This window comes from Collinsella sp. AM13-34 (assembly GCF_003473055.1).
In the GTDB taxonomy this organism is placed as follows: domain Bacteria; phylum Actinomycetota; class Coriobacteriia; order Coriobacteriales; family Coriobacteriaceae; genus Collinsella.
Genome location: NZ_QRLE01000003.1, coordinates 32,505 through 53,311 on the forward strand (window position 1 = coordinate 32,505; position 20,807 = coordinate 53,311).

Here is a 20,807-nt window from a genome sequence, read left to right on the forward strand (position 1 = left end):
CGGCCTTACATCTATTTCAGCTCATCGATATCGATATGCTCAATGCTCTTGAGCGGCTGACCAAAGATAAAGCTGCCCGCCACCGCAAACTCGGCAATGTTATCGGCCGTCGTGGCAAAACGATGCTGCGGCTCGGCGGCGTCACCCGCCAGCTGCTCGCGGCGCGTGAGGATATCGGTCAGCTCTCGTGTGGTCTCCTCGGCGGAACTCACGACGCGCACCCCAGACCCCAGCGCATGGCGGATAGGTCCCACCAACAGCGGAAAATGCGTACAGCCGAGCACCACGGTATCGATACCGTGGTCGCGCAGTGGCTCAACCGTGGCACCCACCAGCGCACGCACGGCAGGCGTATCGAAGATGTCCTCGTTCTCAAGCCACTGCTCTTGCAGATGCGCACCCGAGGCGAGCTCGTGTTCGACAACCTCGACAAAGCTCGAGGCGGGGCAGCCGTATACGTCGACGCCGGCATCTAGGTCCTGAATGGCGCGCGTGTAAGCGCCCGAGCGAATGGTGAGGTTGGTGGCGAGCACGCCCACGCGACGCGTGCGGGTGCTGTTGATTGCCGCACGGGCACCCGGCGCGATCACGCCGATCACGGGAACGTCGAGCACCTGCTGGGCCAGACGCAAGGCCGCAGCTGTCGCCGTGTTGCAGGCGATGACCATAATCTTGACGTCGTGCTTCGACAGCCAACGGCCCGCCTGCAACGCAAACGAGCGCACCTCATCCTCGGTGCGCGTGCCGTAGGGGCAGCGTTTGGTGTCGCCGAAGTAGTAGACGGACTCGCGCGGCAGCACCGTCGCGATGGCGCGCGCAACCGTCAGACCGCCCAAACCAGAATCGAACACGCCAATCGGGCGCGTGTCGCCTGTCGGATTCTCGATATCGGACATTACCTCACCAGTCTCTCTCGAAAAGACATATCCAAGTGCGGCGACGCCGCGCTACGAACGCGCCGCGACCAGCAGCTCTGCCGTCGCCGCCCAACCGTCGACAATTTTGCCGCGCGTAACGAAAGCGTTCTCGCAAGCAGCCAGGAACTCGGGCGCGCCGGCGCTCGTCAGGCCATTCTCGACCAGACAGAACGTGCCCACGTGATCGGCCATGTAGAAGTCGGACTCGGAGTCGCCGAGCGCGAGCGTCTCCTCGCGCTCGATCCCCAGGTGCTCGCAGAAGCGCGCAATGGCGACGCCTTTGTTGAGACCCGCGGGGTTGATGTTGAACGCGCGACCGTCCTCGACGCGATCGAGCTCGAGCGTCGTCGGCTTGGACAGATGCGTCAGGTGACCGTTACAGGCCCACACCAGGCCGCAGCCGGCCTCGTCGAGGATGGCCTGGACCTCATCGTCGGGCACATCGCCGCGCATGCCGACGGTGACCTCGCGGTACTTGTAGCCGGTCGACATGTCGTTGTGATACTCGATCTTGTGCGGCCAGCGGGCGAGGATCTTCTCGCACACGCCGGTCTGCTCGATCACCTGGTGCGGAGTAAGGCCGCAGACGGGGTCGTAAGGCATGTCGCCAGTCAGATACTCCCAATCGTTGGCTTTGAGGTCGTACATGACCAGGCCGCCCATCTCACCAATGTAAGAGTTGAGGCCGAGCACGCGCGCGTCCTCGTGGATCATGGTACGGTTGCGGCCCGAGGTGGGAACCACCTGAATACCAGCGCGGGCAAGTGCCACGACGGCCTCGACGAGTTTGGTCGAGGGGTTGCCGTCGTTGTCGCACAGCACGCACGAGCCGGGTGCGAGCATCGTGGCATCCAGGTCGGTAAAGACGTACTTGACCTTGGCCAAGCGCTCGCGCATCTCGCCCGAAAGCTCGGCAACGGTCGGCAAGGTGTTGTGGGACATGGTTACTCCGTTTACGTAGAAGAGGTTTAATCTTGATAGCGTGTTTTCCCTAAGGCAAGCACGCTTGGAAGGCATTGCATCATCAGACGCCGGGGTCCGCAAACGCCATCCTAAAGGCGGCAGCGTTTAGGCGTCGTACGCCGCAAGGATGCGCTTGAGAACCAAGCCATCGCGCTCGCAGGGCTCGGGTCCGTTCTTGCGCAGCATGCACTCCTCCTCGCCCTTGCCGGTCACGATAACCACAGCGGGGCGCTCGGTTTCGCGCACGGCCGCCTCGATAGCGGCGGTGCGGTCGGTCACAATCTGCCAGTTATCGTTTCCCTGCGCCTGGACATTGCGCGCAATCTCGGCGCAAATGTCCTCGACATCCTCGGGACCGGGGTCATCCTCGGTAATCACGATTCGGTCGGCATACTTGCCGGCGGCAATACCCATCGTGGTGCGGCGATCGACACCCTTGCCACCCGTTGCGCCAAAGACAACCGCCAGCTCGCGCTCGGGATAGTTCTCGCGCAGGTCGCGCAAAAGCGTCTCGAGGCTCATGCCGTTGTGCGCAAAGTCAACGACGCCCAAGATTTTGCCCGATACGGACGGATAGAGCTCCATGCGGCCGGGAACGAAGACGCCCTCAAAGCCGTGGACGATCCCCTCTTCGGAAATGCCCAGGGCCTCGGCGCAGGCAATGGCGGCAAGCGCATTGGACACGTTGAACTTGACGGGCGTGGGAATCACGATGTCACGCGTAAAGCGCGGCGTGCGGACCGTGGCAACCACGCCGCAATCGCCGTTACGAATCGCCAGCGCAAGCACGTCGGCACGCTCGTCGGTCAGCGAGAACGTTACCGTACGCTCGCAGCGGGACGCCGCCTCGAGCACACGATCGACGTGGTCCATATCGAGGTTGACCACGGCAAAACGGCTCTGCAAAAAAATCTTGAGCTTGCTAGCAAAGTAATCCTCGAGCGTGGGGTGCTCAATCGGCGAAATGTGGTCCTCACCGATATTGGTAAAGGCGCCCACTTCAAGGGTAATCTTGCCCGTACGCTGGTATTTGAGGCCCTGGCTCGACGCCTCCATGACCAGCCACGGAGCGCCCGCCTCGGCGGCATGTGCGATACGCGACTGCAAAAGGAAGGACTCGGGGGTCGTCAGCTTGGAAGGACCGGTCTCGATACCGTCATCGAACTCGATACCCGTGTTGAGGGCAGGTCGATGACAACCCGTGAGCTTAGCCTCGTTGGCAAGAATGCCACGCAGATAAAAGCTGCAGGTCGACTTGCCCTTGGTGCCCGTAAAAGCGCAGACCTTCACCTTGCCCGAGGGATGACCGTAATAGGCGTCCGCCACCACAGCGAGCGTACGGCGGATATCGTTGACGATCACAGCAGGAATATCGACGTCGTAATCGACCTCGGACACGTACGCCACGGCGCCTTCGGCAATCGCCGAGATCAGATACTCGCGTTTGAACGCGCGGCCCTTACAGACAAACAATGTGCCCGGACGCACCTGGCGCGAGTCGTCGGTCGCAAACTCGATGCGCTGGTCGTATAGAGCATCCGGCTTGGAAACAACAAGGGCCTCGGCCTCGAGCAGCTCCACATAGCGCATCAAAGCCAGCTTCTCCTGCGTCGTACCCGACATATAACGACCTCTCTCGCTAAACCTAACCTTAAAAGAGCAAAAACCGTCTCGGATGAATCCGGTCGCGTCCCTGCATTATCAACCATCCTAATATGCCACCTGACCTTGCGCGCACTGCAGCCTTCTAAAAAAATGCATGGACTGTGCCCTGGGTCAATAAATGGCAGCGGTGTTCACCCCGTGTAAAAACAAGGAAATCTGGGTGCCATTCTTTAACATCGCGTTCGCAACCACGGCCCGCCGCTTCGTCTGAAGATCGGGACGTGGTTTTTTCGGTTCGCTCGGCGCTTATGCCCTATCACGAAACAAAAGATTGGCATGATAGTAAAGATTATTTGACATCAGCTACCGCAATCCTCGCGGCAGTACACCTGAGCCGTCAGCAGAAAGGATCTTGCATGTGCGGTTTTGTCGGTTTTACCGGTACAGATGAACAGAGTGAGCTGGTTCTCACGGCCATGATGAATCGCATCATCCACCGTGGCCCCGATATGGGCGGCCAGCATATCGTCGACAACGTTGCCCTTGGCTTCCGTCGTCTTTCGATTCTTGATCTTTCCGAAGCTGGAGCTCAGCCCATGTCGAGCGACGACGGCAAGGTCACGATTGTCTTCAACGGAGAGATCTACAACTTCCAGGAGCTTCGCGCCGAGCTGGAGGCAGCCGGCTACGCCTTCCACTGCAACGCTGATACCGAGGTCCTGGTACACGGTTACGAGGAGTGGGGCGAGGACCTGGTCAACCGCCTGCGCGGCATGTACGCGTTCGTGATTCACGACCAGAACAAGAACAAACTCTTTGGTGCTCGTGACATCTTTGGTATCAAGCCGTTCTATTACTACCAGGCATCCGATGGCTCGCTGCTGTTTGGCTCCGAGATCAAGAGCTTCCTGGACCATCCCAAGTTTGAGAAGGCTGTCAACCACGACGCGCTGCGCCCCTACCTGACGCTGCAATTCCCCGCCACGGAGGAGACCTTCTTTAAGGGCGTGTTCAAGCTTGCCCCGGCGCATTGCTTTACGTATGACCTGACGACCAACACCATGGACATCAAGCGTTACTGGAGCTGCGACTTTACCGACGACAACTCCAAGACCTTCGAGGAGTACGTAGACGAGTGCGACAAGGTCGTGCACGAAAGCGTCGCTGCGCACCGAATTGCCGATGTTAAGGTGGGCTCGTTCCTTTCTGGCGGCGTAGACTCCAGCTACATTGCCGCCTGTCTCATGCCCGACACCACGTATTCTGTCGGCTTCGATTACAAGAACTTCAACGAGACCAACTACGCCGCCGAGCTTTCTGACAAACTGGGCATCAAGAACGTGCGCAAGATGATCACCGCCGACGAGTTCTTCGACACGCTGCCCGACATCCAGTATCACATGGACGAGCCGCAATCGAACCTCTCGAGCGTGCCACTGTACTATCTGGCCCAGATGGCAGCCAAGGAAGTCACCGTGGTCCTATCGGGCGAGGGTGCAGACGAGCTGTTCGCCGGCTACGAGTGGTACGAGGACACCCCTCAGATGCGCTCCTTCAAGAAGCGCGTGCCGCTCGGCGTGCGTCGCGCCCTGGGCTCACTCGTTCAGCATCTCCCTTACTTTAAGGGCCACAACTTTCTGACCAAGTGCGCCGAGGTTCCCGAGCGCTGGTATGTGGGCCAGGCAAAGGTGTTCGATCCCTCCGAGGTCGACGAGGTGCTCAAGCCCGCTTATGACACCGGCAAGAACGCCGCCGAGATGTGCGCCGAGTACTACAAGCAGGTTCCCAACTGCTGCGAGCTTTCCAAGAAACAGTATCTGGATATGAACATGTGGCTGCCGGGCGACATTCTGCTCAAGGCCGACAAGATGTGCATGGCGCATTCTCTGGAGCTCCGCGTTCCGTTCCTGGACAAGAAGGTCATGGAGTTTGCCGAGCACATTCCCGCCAACTACCGTGTTAACGAAGAAGGCTGCAAGCTCGTCCTGCGTCACGCTGCCAACCGCACGCTGCCCGACGAGTGGGCAACGCGCAAGAAGGTGGGCTTCCCCGTACCGGTCAAGTTCTGGCTACGCGAGCAAAAGTACTACGACTACGTAAAGGAATACTTCACCGCATCGTGGGCTGCTGATTTCTTTGACACCGATGCGCTCATGAAACTGCTTGACGATCACTTTGAGGGTCGCGCGCTCAACCAGCGTAAGATCTATACCACGCTGACGTTCCTCATCTGGTACAAGCGCTTCTTTATCGACGAGGACAAGGGCGCCGAAGTCGCCGCGTAAGTTTCGTTATGAATTAGCGATGAACAGCGCAGGGTTTCCGCTATACTCAATCCCTGCGGGCGATTGGCGCAACGGTTAGCGCAGGTGCTTTACACGCACAAGGCTGGGGGTTCGAATCCCTCATCGCCCACCACTTGATTGAAAAGGCTCCCAGCGATGGGAGCCTTTCCTTTTTGGGCCCCGTGCAGAGGGATTCGAACCCGCCAGGGTGCGGAGCTGAGGAAACGCACAAGCGTTTTCCAGCGCAGCACGCGAGGAGCGAAGCGACGAAGCGGGGCGCGGGCGGCGCCAGCCGCACGCGGACATCCCTCATCGCCCACCACTTGATTGAAAAGGCTCCCAGCGATGGGGGCCTTTCTTTTTTGTGCCCAGTGCAGAGGGATTCGAACCCGCAAGGGTGCGGAGCTGAGGAAACGCGAAGCGTTTTCCAGCGCAGCACGCGAGGAACGAAGCGGGGAGCGGGCGGCGAAATGGACCCTTGGCGAATACCCGTGTGCAAAAAATGCCAAATATGAGTACTGCTACCTTTTTAGTAGCAGCGTTTTCGAAGTCATAAAAGGCAAATCCGGCATTAGAACGACGATCGATAGTCCAGTTAAGCCAATTTGCTAACTACAAAACTGGACATATGTGGCCCAACTCATCTAAAAGTGCCTAATTTATATGTTACGAAGTTAGTACCCATACTCATATTTGCCACTTTTTGCACACGGCCTATCCCAGCCATGGTAAATCGATAGCAAAACGGGCTCCAGTTCGCCCAATCATGCGCCGACCGGCACGTGACGGTCTGGAACCCGTCCCAAATTGCTATGCCTGATGGTGCCAAGCCAAAACACCCGCCAGAATCTCGATTAGGCTGTCCACATCGGCCTCTTCGCACACGAGTGGCGGCAGGAAACGCAACGTATGAGCTCCGGTCGCGTTAATCACGGCACCGGCCTCCAGCGCTCGGGCAACAATGTCATGCGCATCGCCCGCAGCGTCATCCAGGTCGCAGCCGAGCATCAAGCCGCGGCCGCGCACCTCGGTAACGTGCGGTAACTTGGCGAGCTTTGCCTCCATATAGGCACTCACCTTGGCGGCATGTTCTGCGTAGTCGCCGCGCACAAGCGCGGAGAGCGTCGCGGCGCACGCCGCGACTGCCAAGCAGCTACCGCCAAAGGTCGAACCATGATCGCCGGGCTTAAAGACGTCGGCAATACCCTTCTTTGCCACCACAGCGCCCATGGGCACGCCGTCGGCAATACCCTTGGCAAGGCTCATGATGTCGGGCTCCACGCCATAGGTCTGGAACGCAAACGGCTTGCCGGAACGGAAGATGCCACACTGGACCTCGTCGGCGATAAGCACGGCGCCCACCTCGTGCGCCAAGTCGCGCGCCGCTGCCATAAACTCCTCGGTCATGGGGTGCACACCGCTCTCGCCCTGAATCGGCTCGAGCATCACGGCGCAGATCTCGCTTCCGAGCTGCTTAAAGATTGCGCGCAGTTCATCAACATCGTTGGGCGTGCATGCCACAAAGCCGCCCGGCAGCGGGCGGAAACTGTCCTGCAACCAATCCTGCATGGTGGCGGCAATAGTCTCGAGCGTGCGGCCATGGAAGCCGCCGCGCATGCACACGATGGTGTTGCCGCCGTTACCGGCACGCTTGGCGTACAGGCGCGCGAGCTTCATCGAGCCCTCGTTGGCCTCGGCGCCGGAGTTGGCAAAGAAGGTCTCCCAAACCTGCTCATCCGCAGCCGGGGCACCAAGAGCAGCTGCCGTGGTCTCATCGCCGGCGACAATGGCATCGGCAAGCACGCGCGCACCATCTACGTCGTCGTTAGCAAGCTTGGACAGCAGCGCCGCGACCTGTCCACGCTGCTCGATGTAGAAGTAATTGGAGACATGCATGAGCTTTTTGGTCTGTGCCTCGAGCGCCGAGAGCACAGCCGGGTCGCCATGACCTAGGCTGCACACGCCGATGCCGGCAAGAAAGTCGAGGTACTCACGACCATCGTCGCCGGTGAGCTTCATGCCGTGACCCTCGACAAGCTCGACCGGAGAGCGGCCAAAGGTATGCATAACGTAATGGGATTCAAGCGATTGCTGAGCTGCAAGTGACATGGGATGCCTTTCGTTGAGCGCCGGACGGCGCAGGCCTATGGGTGCAGAAATGGGGCGGCTGAGGGTCAGTTAGACCGTCTGAAGCTTCTCGACCTCGTCGAGGTTCTCGGTCAGACGCGCAGCAAACGTCGAAAGCGGATGCGGATGCGTATCGAACTCGTAAGCCGTCTCGGTGGAATGGATCACGGTGCCGACGCCGGCATCGGTCAGCAGCTCCAGCAGCAGCGAATGCGGCGTGGTGCCGTTGATGATGTGAGCGCGAAATACGCCGCCGGCAAGCGCATCGACGGCCGCGTGCAGCTTGGGAATCATGCCCTTATCGACCTCGCCGCCGTAGAGCATTTCGTTAACCTCGTCGAGTGTTAGGTTGGAGATGAGTGAGTCTTTATCGCTAAAGTCCTTGTACAGGCCGTCGACGTCGGTCAAAAAGATCGCCTTGTGCGCGTGGAGCGCTGCCGCAACGGCACCGGCGGCGGTATCGGCGTTGATGTTGAAGAAACCGCCGTCCTCCCCCGCCGCGACGGTAGCGATGACGGGGATGTACTCGCTATCGAGTAAGCGCTCGATATAGTCGGTGTTGACGTGCGTCACTTTGCCCACGCGACCGAGCTCGGGGTCGAGCGGCTCGGCGATGAGCGTGCCGGCATCGCTGCCCGACACGCCCACGGCCAGGTTGCCGTGGTGGTTGATGGCAGCAACCAGCTCCTGGTTAACCTTGCCGCCCAGCACCTCGCGCACGATATCCATCGTCGCCGGCGTGGTCACGCGCTGGCCGTTCTTAAACTCGACGGGAATATCGTAATGGCTCAGCGCCTCGTTAATAGCCTTGCCGCCGCCGTGCACGATGACGGGGCGCATACCGATGATCTTGAGCAAAACGATGTCGCTCATCACGTCGCGGCGCAGCTGCTCATCAACCATGGCGGCTCCGCCATATTTGATAACAACCGTCTTGCCGGTCAGGTTCTTAATCCACGGCAGCGCTTCGAACAGCAGCTGCGCGGTTGCTTCGTTGGATTCGCTCGAACGACAATCGCGTGCGAATTTCATAATCTGCCTCGTCTTTCATATCGTTATCGCGCCGTGCTCCGCTGTCCGCAATCGCGGCAAGATGCGCAGCGTGCCCGGAATCTAGGAACGGTAGTCGCCGTTGATGGAGATGTACTCATGCGTGAGGTCGCAGGTCCACACGGTCGTTGCCGCGTCGCCTGCGCCCAGGTCGGCCGAGATCACGATCTCGGGCGCCTCGAAACGTCGTAGAGCCTCGTCCTCGTCAAAGGGAACAGTCAGACCGTCGCGACAGACAGGCATGCCCATCATGTCGATGGAAACGTCTTCCTGATTAAACTTCACGCCGCACTTGCCAAGCGCCATAGCAACGCGGCCCCAGTTGCAGTCGTGGCCGGCGATGCAGGTCTTAACGAGCGGCGAGTTGGCAACGGCACGGGCGGCGATATCGGCCTCCTCGTCGTTCACGGCGCCGGTAACGTTGACTGTAACAAGCTTGGATGCGCCCTCACCATCGGCGGCAATATTGCGCGCCAGGCTCTCGCACACCTCGTGCACGGCAAATGCCAACTCGTCAAAAGCATCGGAGCCCTCGACGATAGGCTCGGCATCTGCGGCAGCGGCACCGGAGGCAAGCATGATGCAGGTGTCGTTGGTCGAGGTGTCGGAATCGACCGTTACCTTGTTAAAGGTCTGCTTGACGGTCGAGAGCAGCAGGGCATGAAGTGCCGCCGGCTCGACGGGGGCATCGGTGGTGATAGCTGCGATCATGGTGGCCATGTTGGGCATGATCATACCCGAGCCCTTGCACATTCCGCCTACCGTATAGACATTGCTCGCATGACCCGCAGCCTCACTGACGTAGGACACGGCGTACTCCTTGGAGTGCGTGTCGGTCGTCATGATGGCGCGAGCGGCATCGGCGCCACCGTGGGCGGAGAGCGCCTCGTAGGCAGCAGGAATGGCGGTCTCAAACGTGTCGATCGGCAGAATCTGGCCAATCACACCCGTGGAGGCAATCAGAATCTGCTGAGGCTCGCAGCCGATGACCTGCGATGCGATGCTGCACGTCTCGCGCGCGCATGCAAGGCCGGTCTCACCCGTGGCGGCGTTGGCATTGCCAGAGTTGACCGAAATGCCGGCGATGATACCGTACCCCTTGTCGGTACCGCCCAGGTTGGCACGGCTCACCTGCACGGGCGCCGCGCAAAAGCGATTGGTGGTAAACACGCCAGCACCGGGACAGGGTTTATCGGGCACGACGAGCGCGTAATCCAGACGCTCGGGGTTCTTGCGGAACCCAGCGTGGATGCCTGCAGCCTTAAAACCAGCCGCAGCCGTAACGCCACCCTCGACGGCGCGAATCTTGATATCAAACAGCTCGGTATTCATCGTCTTTATGACTCCTTATGTCAAACAAAAAACGGACATCGGTTGGTGCGCCATGCCAGTCGTGATCATGAGACCAGCTTAAGAGTGGCGCCCCATTCGATGCCCGACTACCAAATCGTTAACAATCGAATGTGCTACACCGGGCACGCCACTGTGGGCAAGCCTCGTCGCTCGTCAAAGCCAAAGACGATATTGGCGCACTGGACTGCTTGGCCCGCAGCGCCCTTGCACAAATTGTCGATAGCACCCGTCGCCACCAGCACGCCCGCGCGCTTGTTGAGCGCGAGGCCAATCTGGGCAGCGTTGGTGCCGACGACCGAAGCCGTCTTGGGCTGCTGGCCGGCATCGAGCACGCGCACAAAGGTGCGACCGGCGTAGAACTGCTTGTAATGGTCGACAACGTCCTCAAGGGTCAAGGTATCGAGAGCCTGCGGCGTGAGCGGCAGCGTCACCGTGGAGAGCAGACCGCGCTTGAGCGGTGCCAGGTGCGGGGTAAAGACGACGCGATCGGTCAGGCCAAGGATTTGCTCAATCTCGGGCGTGTGGCGATGCTTGCCCACGCCGTAGGCCTCCAAGTTCTCGTCGGCGCTGCAAAAATGGGTGCGGGCGTTGCAGGACTTACCGGCGCCCGTCACGCCGCTAATGGCATCGACAATCACGGGGCCGTTCTCGGCCACCCAGCCCGCGCGCACGGCGGGCGCGGCGGCAAGGCTCGTTGCGGTGGGATAGCAACCGGCGCAGGCGACCAGCACGGATTTGCCGTCGGCATGGTCGGATGCGGCGGTCTCCAAGTCCTGGCAGAACAGCTCGGGCAGACCGAAGGCACGGGTCTTGAGCAGCTCGGGGCTCGTATGCTCGGCGGCATACCAAGCCTCAAAAACGGACGCGTCGTTCAGACGGTAGTCGGCCGAAAGATCAAAGCAGGAGACGCCCGATGCAAGCAGCGCGGGCACCTGTGCCATGGCAGCCGTGTGCGGCACGGCCAAAAAGACCGCGTCGCAGTTCTTGAGCTCAGGGGCATCATGCGTCGTAAAGACAAGATCGCTTACGCCGGTGAAGCTCGGGTGCACCGCAGACAACGGCTGGCCGGCATCGGCGTTAGACGTAATGACAACAAGTTCAAACTCGGAATGACCGAGGACGAGGCGAATGAGCTCGGCGCCGGCATATCCAGCCGCACCGACAATTCCAACCTTTACAGACATATCAGACTCCTTGTCTGCAGTTATGCAGCAATGCGCATCCCGCAGCCGTCGTTATGAGGTGGGTTGAAACTTTAGCACCAAAAGATGCATATTCACGCAAATAGTTTGCATCTTCATGCATTGAAACATGCCCGACATATTTGCTTGAAGTAATTGACAAATAGGAGCGGGCCCCGTATTGACCGGCACTCCTTACGGCGCCGGGCAATACGGGGCCCGCCCATGCGAAAACCAAGTTGTAGGATGAGCCAGCCTGGCTAGAGCTCGACCGGTAGCCATTCGTCGTGATTGCAGATAAACGCCTCGGGATCCTCGACGCTAAAGAAGACAAGCGTGGGGTCGTCGGGCCCCTCATAGTGCTCACTCAAGCGCTCAAGATGCTTCCATCCGGCCTCGCGCATTTCGCTCGAAGCCCGGTCATCCAGGCCCGCATGCCCGCGCAAGATCAACCAGCCATGGCCCGGCCACCAACTCGTGGCCTCAAAACGCTGGTTTTGCAGCAGCTCTTGCCACACATCTTTGGTGCGCGCCGTTACAAACCACAGCTTGCCGTCCTGAATCTGCGCAAACGAGCACGGACGCACATGCGGCTGCCCGTCCACACTCGTCGCCAGATACCACGCCGGCACCGACGTCAGATACTCCAGCACCGTATTCAATCCGTCCATGTGTCCTCCTGGCGCTAGCTAATTCGGAACGGGTAGTTAATTTGAGACGCTCTAGAGCTCCAGGCGCTCCTCGCTGCCGTCGATATCACAGAAGCGCGCGGCAATGTTGCGGGCCGAAAAGAAAGCAAGGCGGCCGTCGTTGGCACTCTCGTGTTCCTCGCCGATGCCCACCATGTGCTTAAAACCCGCTTGACGCACCTTGTCGCTCGCAACCGCGTCGTCCTCAAGTGCGGCCTCGCCGGTCAACACGATCCAACATTCCCCCGGCTTCCAGCCCGAGAGCTCAAACTTGGGATTCGCACTCAGCTCCGCCCACACATCCTTGTCGCGCGACGTGCAAAACCACAGCTTACCGTCATCGACCATGGCAAACGAAAACGGCCTCACGCGAGGCTGATGCCCGTCGGTCACATCGGTCGTGGCCAGATACCACGCCGGAATGCGCCTGAGATACGAACAGGCGCGCTCAAGCTGAGCCGTGCGGTCGTTGTCGGTCATAGGGGCCCCTTTCTTGCGCTCGAATCGCGCCTAAACAAGTTGAAGGTTGACGACGATAACACACGCAAGCAGCAGCATCGTCACAACCGCAGCCAGCGCATCCCCGCGGCGAAATGCAAGTGCATGCAGACGCGTGCGGCCCTGCTCGCCGTGATAGCAGCGTGCATCCATGGCGGCAGACAACGTCTCGGCATGACGGAACACGCCCGTGAACAGTGGAATCGCCACACTGCCGAGCATACGCACGCCGCCGAGCGGGCCACCTGTTACGCGTGCGCCGCGGCTTGCCTGCGCGTCCGCCGTCTGCTTCATCTCGGTGGCAAACTGCGGCATAAAGCGCAACGCGATGCCCATGATCATGCCGAGCTCATGCGCAGGGAGCCCCACGCGCGCAAACGGTGCGAGCAGGCGCTCAAAGCCCGCGGTGAGGTCGAGCGTAGGCGTGGTGAGCGTAATGGCGCTCATGCCGGCCATCATCAAGGTCAGGCGGCATGCCATAAAGACGGCGGAATGCAGCGAGCCCTCGCTTATCTGCAAAAAGCCGAGCTGCCACAGGATGCGCCCACTCTGATCGGTAAACAAGTTGAGCACCGCGACCACGACGACGATTGCCAGCAGCGGCGCCATCGACGACAGAACGCGACGAGCCGGCACCCGGGACACGGCATAGATCAGCACGACGAAAATTGCGACAGGAGCCAGTCCGCGGAAGCCGCCGACGGTCAGCGTCGTGATTAAAAACACAAAGCCCAGGAGCAGCTTGGTGCGCGGATCCAGGCGATGGATCGCACTATCGCTCGGATAGTAGCTGCCAAACGAAAACGCCTCCATTAGCAGCCCTCCTCTCGCGCGACCGTCTTGGATTTAGCAATGTCCGCGACGTTAGAAGGACCGTCCGAGCGACCGATTAGCAGGTCCACCAACTCGTCTGCCAGCGACTCAACCGTATAGAGCCCGCCGCAACGCAGCGGCACGCCCGCCTCCGCGAGCGCCAACGCCATGCGCTGGGCAGCAGGTACGCCCAAGCCGATCGACTTGAGCTCATCGGCATGTGCAAACACCTGCGCGGGGGTTCCCTCTGCAAACACCGCACCTTCGTTCATCACGACGATGCGGTCGCAGCAATTGGCCAGGTCATCCATACTATGCGAAACCATGACAACGGTCAGGCCATCGCGGTGAAGTCGATCGATAAGCTCAAGGAAATCCCTGTGCGCAGCCGGATCGAGCCCCGCCATGGGTTCATCGAGCACCAGGACTTCGGGCTCCATGGCGAGCACACCGGCGAATGCCACACGCCGTTGCTGACCGCCCGAAAGCTCAAAGGGACTCTTGTCGCCGACCGTAGAAAGGTCGAGGCCCACGCGCGAGAGCGACGACTCGACGCGACGGTCGACTTCATCTTGCGGCAAGCCAAGGTTGTGCGGGCCAAACGCCACGTCCTGCGTCACGGTTTCGGCAAACAGCTGACGCTCGGGATATTGAAACACCACGCCGACCTTGGCCTTAACCGCGGCGGCATCTTTCTTGTTTGCCAGGTCGAGCCCCAGCGCGCGAACGAATCCCTCCTGGGGGCGAATCAAACCGTTGAGATGCTGGACTAGCGTCGACTTACCCGAACCGGTATGACCTGCCAAGCCCAGGAACTCGCCGCGACGCACCGTCAGCGATACATCGCGCAGCGCCCACGGGCTGCTGGGGTCGTTTCCCCAGAGAGCCTGTTTATTCGATTTGCCCGCAGTGGCCGAGCGCTTGCGCCATCGACGGCGCTCGCGGGCACTCAGCGAGTAACTATGCGAGAGGTGCGAAATCTCGATGACGGGCTCCGACACGGCTGTCCCGTCGGTTGCAGAGGAGACGTTGTCGAGCACACGAGAATCGGATGCAGAAGGCCGCCCTGCGGTGTCTTCCCCACTCCGGTCGGCATATACCTGCGCAATCTCGGCGACCATATCCGCCTCGCGCACCCGCGCATGAACGGGCACGCCCTTCGCACGAAGCGCCATGCCCAAGCAGCACGACGCCGGCATATCCAGGTTGAGCTCCACGAGCCCATCTGCCCGCGTCAGAATCTCCTCGGGCGTACCGAGCATGGCAACGCGCCCCGCCCGAAACACCGCGACACGATCGGCCTCGGCGGCCTCTTCCATAAAGTGCGTAATCATCACGATGGTCATGCCGCGTTCGTGCAGCACGTGACAGGCCTTCATAAGGCCCTTGCGCCCGCGCGGATCGAGCATCGAGGACGCCTCGTCCAAAATGAGCACGCGCGGTTCCATGGCGAGCACACCGGCAAGCGCCACACGCTGCTTTTGACCGCCCGAAAGCGCATGGGTCTCGTGGCGCTCAAAGCCCACCAGGCCCACGCCCTTCAGCGCCTCGCGTACACGCTGCGCAATTTGTGCAGATGGCACGCCAAGGTTTTCGGGACCAAACGCAACGTCATCTTCGACAAGCGTTGCCACCAGCTGGTCATCGGGATTCTGGAATACCATGCCCGCGGTCGAACGAATGTCGTAGACCAGCTCGGGATCGGACGCATCCATGCCGTTGATGCGTACCGTGCCCGCATCGGGCTGCAGCAGCGCATTCAGATGCTTGGCAAACGTCGACTTGCCCGACCCATTGCCACCGAGGATACAGAAAAACTCCCCGTCCTCGATGTTCAGATCGACGCCGTCGAGTGCCGGTACGGCACCGTCATAGCTAAAGGAAACGCCCTGACACTCAATCATGCGCGGCCTTTGACCTGGTCCTTTTTAGGCGTGATGAGGTTGGAGACCGCCTTGTACACCGCAAGTGTCAATACCGAGTTAAGGACGGTCTTGATAAGGTTGAACGGCAGCACGGCAGGAACCATGAGCGGGGCGATCACATCGACCGAGCCATACCAGAACCATACGCCAATGGTAAGGTTTGCGACCATAGACAACGCCGTAGCGGCAATGACGCCGAGCACCAGGCCAATCACGGCACCCTTATAGGTATGCATCTTCTGGTACACGATAGCCGCGGGCAGAATGTAGCCCAGCGTAGCAACCAGGTTCATAAGTGCGCCGACCCAATCGCCCGTGGTAAGCGCATGGATAACAATCGCCATAGCGGCAACAGCAGTACCGGCGCCAGGACCATACGCAAAACCGCACACCATCGCCGGCACCAGCGACGGGTCATACGTCAAAAACGGCGCCGAAGGAAGGATAGGCAGCTGCACGTACATAAACAGGGCGCCCAAGGCACACATCAGCGCCATGGTAACGAGCTGTTTGGTGCTCCACCTATTCGTGTTCTCAAAATGGATATGCTGCGACTGTTCAGACATAAGATCACCTGCCTCTTTCATCCGGACTCTAACCGTTGGTACTGGGATCTCACCAGTTCAGCCGGCATGCGAACCAACGCACACACGGGTCGCGGACTCATCGGCTCGGCCGCAGGCACCTCGACTGCGCCACGGCACCCCTTTAGCACCGCCCGATTTACCGCCAGTGGGGAATTTCACCCCGCCCTGAAACAGCAATTGCAAGTGTAGCACCAGTAGGCTTTCGCGCAAGTATGCCAAGGGTAATTTATGGCGGGGGAAACGCTCTAGAAATGCGGCCGGGACAGAGCAGCGCGACAATAACGTACCCGCCCATCCCAAAGTGCTGCGCTTTTCGCGGCAAAGCCGCGAAACAGCAAAAGGGAAAAGCCACCGCAACAACCACGTTCCCCATCCATCCCAAAGTAGCGCGCCTTTCGCGCAAGGCGCGAAACAGCGAAGGGGACACGTATCCCTATCGACCACGTCCTTCTCCGCCCGCCGACCTCAAGGCCGTAAACGCAGGGAATCCGAGGACGTTCCGGAGAGAAGCCCCCGTCACGCCCCCGGATTCCCGGTGGGAGTTCTAGACCTTGTCGGCCTTAGTACATACCGCCGCCCTGCTGACCAGCGGTAGCAGCAGCGATAGCGTCCTCAAGCTGAGTGTTTTTGGGCACATCGGAGACGGTGGCCTCGGTGATGAGGATCAGGCTGGCGACAGAAGCAGCGTTCTGCAGGGTGACGCGGCTGACCTTGACGGGGTCGAGGACGCCCATCTCGATCATGTCGCCCCACTCGCCGTTGGCAGAGTTGAGACCCTGGCCGGCGGGCAGCTCGGCAACCTTGTCGACCACGACAGCGCCCTCAAAGCCAGCGTTCTTGGCGATGGTGGCGACCGGAGCGGTCAGAGCCTTCTTGACGATGTCGACGCCGATCTTCTCCTCGGGGTCGTCGATCTCGACAGCATCGAGCGCAGGAGCAGCGTCCATGAAGGCGACGCCACCGCCGGCGACGATGCCCTCCTCGACAGCAGCGCGGGTAGCCTGCAGGGCATCCTCGACGCGGTGCTTGATCTCCTTGAGCTCGGACTCGGTAGCAGCGCCGACCTTGATGACGGCAACGCCACCGGAGAGCTTGGCCAGGCGCTCCTGGAGCTTCTCACGGTCGAAGTCAGAGGTGGTGTTCTCCATCTCGCCCTTAATCTGAGCGATGCGGGCGTCGATGGCCTCCTTGGAGCCAGCGCCGCCGACGACGACGGTGTTGTCCTTGGAGATGGTGACGGACTTAGCGGTACCGAGCATATCGGCGGTGATGTCAGCGACCTTCACGCCCAGCTCGTCCAGAGCGGCCTGGCCACCGGTGAGGACGGCGATGTCCTCGAGGATGCGCTTGCGGCGATCGCCGTAGCCCGGGGCCTTGACGGCGCAGACGTTGAGGGCGCCACGGATCTTGTTGAGGACCAGGGTCGGCAGAGCCTCGCCGTCGATGTCCTCAGCGATGATGAGCAGGCCACGGCCGGCGCGCTGGACAGCCTCGAGAACAGGCATGATGTCCTGAACGCTGGAGATCTTCTGGTCGGTGATGAGGATGTACGGATCCTTCATCACGGCCTCCATGCGGTCGTTGTCCGTGACGAAATAAGCGGAGACATAGCCCTTGTCGAACTGCATGCCCTCGACGGTGTCGATGGTGATGTCGAACGTCTGGGAATCCTCGACGGTGATGACGCCGTCCTTGCCCACGACCTCCATGGCCTCGGCGATCTTCTCGCCGACCTCGGGGTCACCAGCGGAGATGGTGCCGACGGAAGCGATCTGCTCCTTGGTCTCGACCGGCTTGGCCTGCTTCTTCATCTCGGCGACGGCGGCGTTTACGGCCTTGTCGATGCCGCGACGGATGGCCAGCGGGTTGGCGCCGGCGGCGACGTTGCGCAGACCGTCGTTGACGATAGCCTGAGCGAGCAGGGTTGCGGTGGTGGTGCCGTCACCCACGGTGTCGTTGGTCTTGGTGGCGACCTCCTTCACCAGCTGAGCGCCCATGTTCTCGATGTTGTCCTCGAGCTCGATCTCCTTAGCGACGGAAACGCCGTCGTTGGTGATGGTCGGAGCACCGAACGTGCGCTGCAGAGCGACATAGCGGCCCTTGGGGCCCATGGTGACGGTAACGGCGTCGGCCAGAGTGTTGACGCCCTTGGCGAGCTTAGCGCGGGCATCGGTGTTGAACGTAATGTTCTTTGCCATGGTGAGTAATCCTCCAAAAGAAATGTGACTCGCGTCGCCGCTTCCGAGTCCTATGCGGCGAGCGCGCTCAAAGACGAATCAGAGATTCTGACGAGACTAGGCCTCGACGACGGCGTAGATGTCGTCGGCGCGCATCAGCAGATATTTCTCGCCGTCGACCTTGACCTCGTTGCCACCAAACTTACCGTAAATGACAACGTCGCCGACCTGAACGTCCATGGGGATGCGCTCGCCCTTGTCGTTGACCTTACCGGCACCCACGGCAACGATGGTGCCGCGCTGCGGCTTCTCCTGAGCGTTGCTGGCGATGTACAGACCAGAAGCGGTCTTCTGCTCGGCCTCGTCGGGCTTGACCAGGACGCGATCTGCAAGCGGCTTCAAAGACGACATGCTTGTTTCCTCCTTTGTGGGCCGCGCGGTCATGCCGCGCGGATTAACCCTTTTTGTTTGCGTACGCGTTGAATGGTACCCACGAATGACGGGTTATACAACACGGAGTCAAAAAATCTTATTTTTTGGCACTTAGATTTTCTGAATGCCGGGGGATAACTTAGCAGTGGCTCCCGTGTGGCTCCGGAGGGGCGGGGCATAAGGTTTCCTGCTCGGGCAGTCCTGCTCGCACGAAGGCCACATTAAGTGGCCTTCGGCTCGTGCGGAACTCGCGATAAACCTTATGCCCCGCCCCTCCGGAGCCACACGGGAGCCAGGTTAACTAATTCGGACCCGGCATTCAGAAAAGTCAGTGCAGCAAAATGGCGATGCGGATGGTGCGAATAAGAAAGGGACACGTTGCTGAAACGTGCCCCTTATGAGTGGGGTATGAGGTTAGCGCTCGTAGATTAAGTTGCCCGCCAGGTAGGTGGCCTGAACCTTGGTGGCTTGCAGCTCTTGGGGGTCGATGATGAGTGGGTTTTGGTCCAGGACTACCAGGTCGGCGTATTTGCCGGGTTCCAGGCTGCCGAGGTTTTGCTCGTCGCCTGCCGCGTAGGCGCTGCCCAGGGTGTAGTTGCGCAGGGCCGTTGCCGCATCGATGCGCTCGCTCGGCAGCCAGCCGCCCTCGGGCCAGTGGCTTTTGGGGTCTTGGCGCGTAATAGCCGTGTAGAGCACGTTCATGCTGGTAACGGACGTGATAGGGCTGTCAGTACCGAAGGCTTGGCGGATGCCGCGCTGCTTATAGGTTGCGAACGGCCACATGATTCGGCTTCGCTCCAGGCCAAGGTCGCGCTCTGGGCCACCCGGATCGAGCGTGATGTGGCAGGGCTGGCTCGAGGCGACCACGTTGAGCTTGCGCAGGCGGTCGATGTCCTCGGGCAGGAGGTTCTCCAGATGCTCGAGTGTGTTATGGCCGTGCTGGGGCAAGCCGTAGAGCTCTGCCGCCTCCTCAAAGATATCGAGTGCGGCATGGATGGCACCGTCGCCGATAACGTGGATGCGCACGGTATGGTCACGCTCGGCTGCCGCCAAAACCAACTTGCGCATACGCTCGACAGGGACCGTCAGGCGGCCCTGGTCGCCCGGGAAGCGCGGGTTGGTATAGGGCTCAGTGAGGTATGCGGTATGCTCGCTCGACACGCCGTCGAAGAACTGTTTAAAGCCTGGCGCCGAGAGCAGCGCGTTGTTCGCGTAGCGGGTCTGGAGTTCTTCCAAGCGCGACTGGTCATCCAGCAGCGTGGGAAACAGATGGGCGCGGATGCCCAGCTTGCCGGAGGCCTGCAGCTTGTCGTAAACATCGTCGCGAATAAAGTCGCAGCCCGGCGTGGGCATGAGCGACATATCGCAGATTGAGGTGATGCCTTGCTCGGCCATACGCTTCATCTGGTCGGCGTAAGCGCTCGCGATGCGGTCCTCGCCCAGCCACTCCAGGCAGCGCGGCAGCAGCTGCATAGCAGCCGCCTCGTGGGCGATACCCGTAAGCTCGCCATTTGCATCTTTGTCGTAGCTACCACCCGCCGGAGGCTCGCTGTCGCGTGTCACGCCGAGGGCTTCGAGTGCGCGGCTGTTGAGCCACAGCGTGTGCCCGTCGCCCGAATACATAACGCAGGGGCGATCGGGGAATGCCGCATCGAGCGACGCCTTGGTAGGATGCGCGGGCGGGTCCCAACGGTAGTCGCGCCAGCCCTGCGTCACAACCCAAGCGTCATCGGGCAGGTCCTGGGAAAACTCGAGCGCGTGCTGCACCAGCGCCGCCTCGGACGTGCCCATATCCATGAGCATGTACGGCGAGGAACCGACCGAGGTATGGAAGAAGTGCAGATGAGCGTCATGGAAACCGGGGCAGACAAACTGCTCGCCGTAGTCGATAACCGGCGTGGCGGCGGGAGCGGCGGCGATCACGTCATCGGGCTTGCCGACTGCGACGATACGGTCGCCTGCGATGGCAATCGCCAGCTCGCGGGCAGTATCGATGCCGTCTTGCGCGGTAAAGACGTTCTTGGAGCGGATAATCCGATCGATATGTTGCATGGGCATCCCCATCTCTGGCAGGAAATTCAACACCCCCGAGTGTACTCCCCCGCCCTTGCAACAAAACCCCAAGCGGCAAACGGCAACTTTACCAGCCCTAGCGGCAGGTGGCATACTGGAGAGAGCCTGTACGATTTTGCGATCAACCCAGCA

At 60.5% G+C, this 20,807-nt stretch carries 16 protein-coding genes, 1 tRNA gene and 1 riboswitch; of the genes, 2 read left to right on the plus strand and 15 right to left on the minus strand.

Annotation, left to right across the window (positions count from 1 at the left end; genetic code table 11):
• Positions 1-11: 11 nt before the first annotated feature.
• From murI to DW151_RS01540, 3 genes are all read right to left on the minus strand, one after another.
• Positions 12-896, minus strand: a complete 885-nt coding sequence (gene murI, locus DW151_RS01530) for a glutamate racemase (RefSeq protein WP_118334105.1) — start codon at positions 894-896, stop codon at positions 12-14.
• Positions 897-947: 51 nt separating this feature from the next.
• Positions 948-1,859, minus strand: a complete 912-nt coding sequence (locus DW151_RS01535) for an HAD family hydrolase (RefSeq protein ID WP_117563806.1) — start codon at positions 1,857-1,859, stop codon at positions 948-950.
• A gap of 126 nt (positions 1,860-1,985) precedes the next feature.
• The gene (locus DW151_RS01540; protein WP_118334107.1) at positions 1,986-3,503 is read right to left on the minus strand and encodes a Mur ligase family protein; all 1,518 of its coding nucleotides are present in this window, start codon (positions 3,501-3,503) and stop codon (positions 1,986-1,988) included.
• Between the two features lie 398 nt (positions 3,504-3,901).
• Here DW151_RS01540 and asnB point away from each other — a divergent pair, with 398 nt between their 5' ends.
• Positions 3,902-5,770 carry an asparagine synthase (glutamine-hydrolyzing) gene (gene asnB, locus DW151_RS01545; RefSeq protein WP_118334109.1) on the plus strand — a complete coding sequence of 623 codons (1,869 nt, stop codon included), beginning with the start codon at positions 3,902-3,904 and terminating at the stop codon, positions 5,768-5,770.
• A 57-nt stretch (positions 5,771-5,827) separates the two neighbouring features.
• Positions 5,828-5,903, plus strand: a tRNA-Val gene (locus DW151_RS01550).
• A gap of 677 nt (positions 5,904-6,580) precedes the next feature.
• Here DW151_RS01550 and DW151_RS01555 read toward each other — a convergent pair.
• From DW151_RS01555 to DW151_RS01610, 12 genes are all read right to left on the minus strand, one after another.
• Positions 6,581-7,879, minus strand: coding sequence for an aminotransferase class III-fold pyridoxal phosphate-dependent enzyme (locus tag DW151_RS01555; protein ID WP_118334110.1), 1,299 nt, complete (start codon positions 7,877-7,879; stop codon positions 6,581-6,583).
• Positions 7,880-7,948: 69 nt separating this feature from the next.
• A complete protein-coding gene (gene argB, locus DW151_RS01560; RefSeq protein ID WP_118334112.1) occupies positions 7,949-8,929 on the minus strand; it encodes an acetylglutamate kinase in 981 nt (326 codons plus the stop codon).
• 81 nt (positions 8,930-9,010) lie between these two features.
• Positions 9,011-10,279, minus strand: coding sequence for a bifunctional glutamate N-acetyltransferase/amino-acid acetyltransferase ArgJ (argJ, locus tag DW151_RS01565; protein WP_199579871.1), 1,269 nt, complete (start codon positions 10,277-10,279; stop codon positions 9,011-9,013).
• Between the two features lie 134 nt (positions 10,280-10,413).
• A complete protein-coding gene (gene argC, locus DW151_RS01570; RefSeq protein WP_118334115.1) occupies positions 10,414-11,484 on the minus strand; it encodes an N-acetyl-gamma-glutamyl-phosphate reductase in 1,071 nt (356 codons plus the stop codon).
• Between the two features lie 257 nt (positions 11,485-11,741).
• Positions 11,742-12,152, minus strand: a complete 411-nt coding sequence (locus DW151_RS01575; RefSeq protein WP_118334116.1) for a pyridoxamine 5'-phosphate oxidase family protein — start codon at positions 12,150-12,152, stop codon at positions 11,742-11,744.
• Between the two features lie 51 nt (positions 12,153-12,203).
• Positions 12,204-12,650 (minus strand): pyridoxamine 5'-phosphate oxidase family protein, encoded by a 447-nt coding sequence (locus tag DW151_RS01580; protein WP_118334118.1) that lies wholly within the window; start codon positions 12,648-12,650, stop codon positions 12,204-12,206.
• A gap of 30 nt (positions 12,651-12,680) precedes the next feature.
• The gene (locus DW151_RS01585; RefSeq protein WP_118065866.1) at positions 12,681-13,481 is read right to left on the minus strand and encodes an energy-coupling factor transporter transmembrane protein EcfT; all 801 of its coding nucleotides are present in this window, start codon (positions 13,479-13,481) and stop codon (positions 12,681-12,683) included.
• On the minus strand, positions 13,481-15,385 hold the full coding sequence (locus DW151_RS01590; protein ID WP_118334119.1) for an energy-coupling factor transporter ATPase: 1,905 nt from the start codon (positions 15,383-15,385) through the stop codon (positions 13,481-13,483). Before DW151_RS01590 ends, DW151_RS01585 begins: the two co-directional genes overlap by 1 nt.
• Positions 15,382-15,972: an ECF transporter S component gene (locus DW151_RS01595; protein WP_118334121.1), complete on the minus strand. Its 591-nt coding sequence runs from the start codon at positions 15,970-15,972 to the stop codon at positions 15,382-15,384. Before DW151_RS01595 ends, DW151_RS01590 begins: the two co-directional genes overlap by 4 nt.
• 5 nt (positions 15,973-15,977) lie before the next feature.
• Positions 15,978-16,170: riboswitch (FMN riboswitch) on the minus strand.
• A 383-nt stretch (positions 16,171-16,553) separates the two neighbouring features.
• Entirely contained in the window at positions 16,554-18,191 is a 1,638-nt protein-coding gene (gene groL, locus DW151_RS01600; protein WP_006234938.1) for a chaperonin GroEL, read from the minus strand.
• Positions 18,192-18,287: 96 nt separating this feature from the next.
• Positions 18,288-18,581 carry a co-chaperone GroES gene (gene groES / locus DW151_RS01605; protein ID WP_040358989.1) on the minus strand — a complete coding sequence of 98 codons (294 nt, stop codon included), beginning with the start codon at positions 18,579-18,581 and terminating at the stop codon, positions 18,288-18,290.
• 435 nt (positions 18,582-19,016) lie between these two features.
• Entirely contained in the window at positions 19,017-20,654 is a 1,638-nt protein-coding gene (locus DW151_RS01610) for an amidohydrolase (RefSeq protein WP_233543280.1), read from the minus strand.
• Between the last annotated feature and the right edge of the window lie 153 nt (positions 20,655-20,807).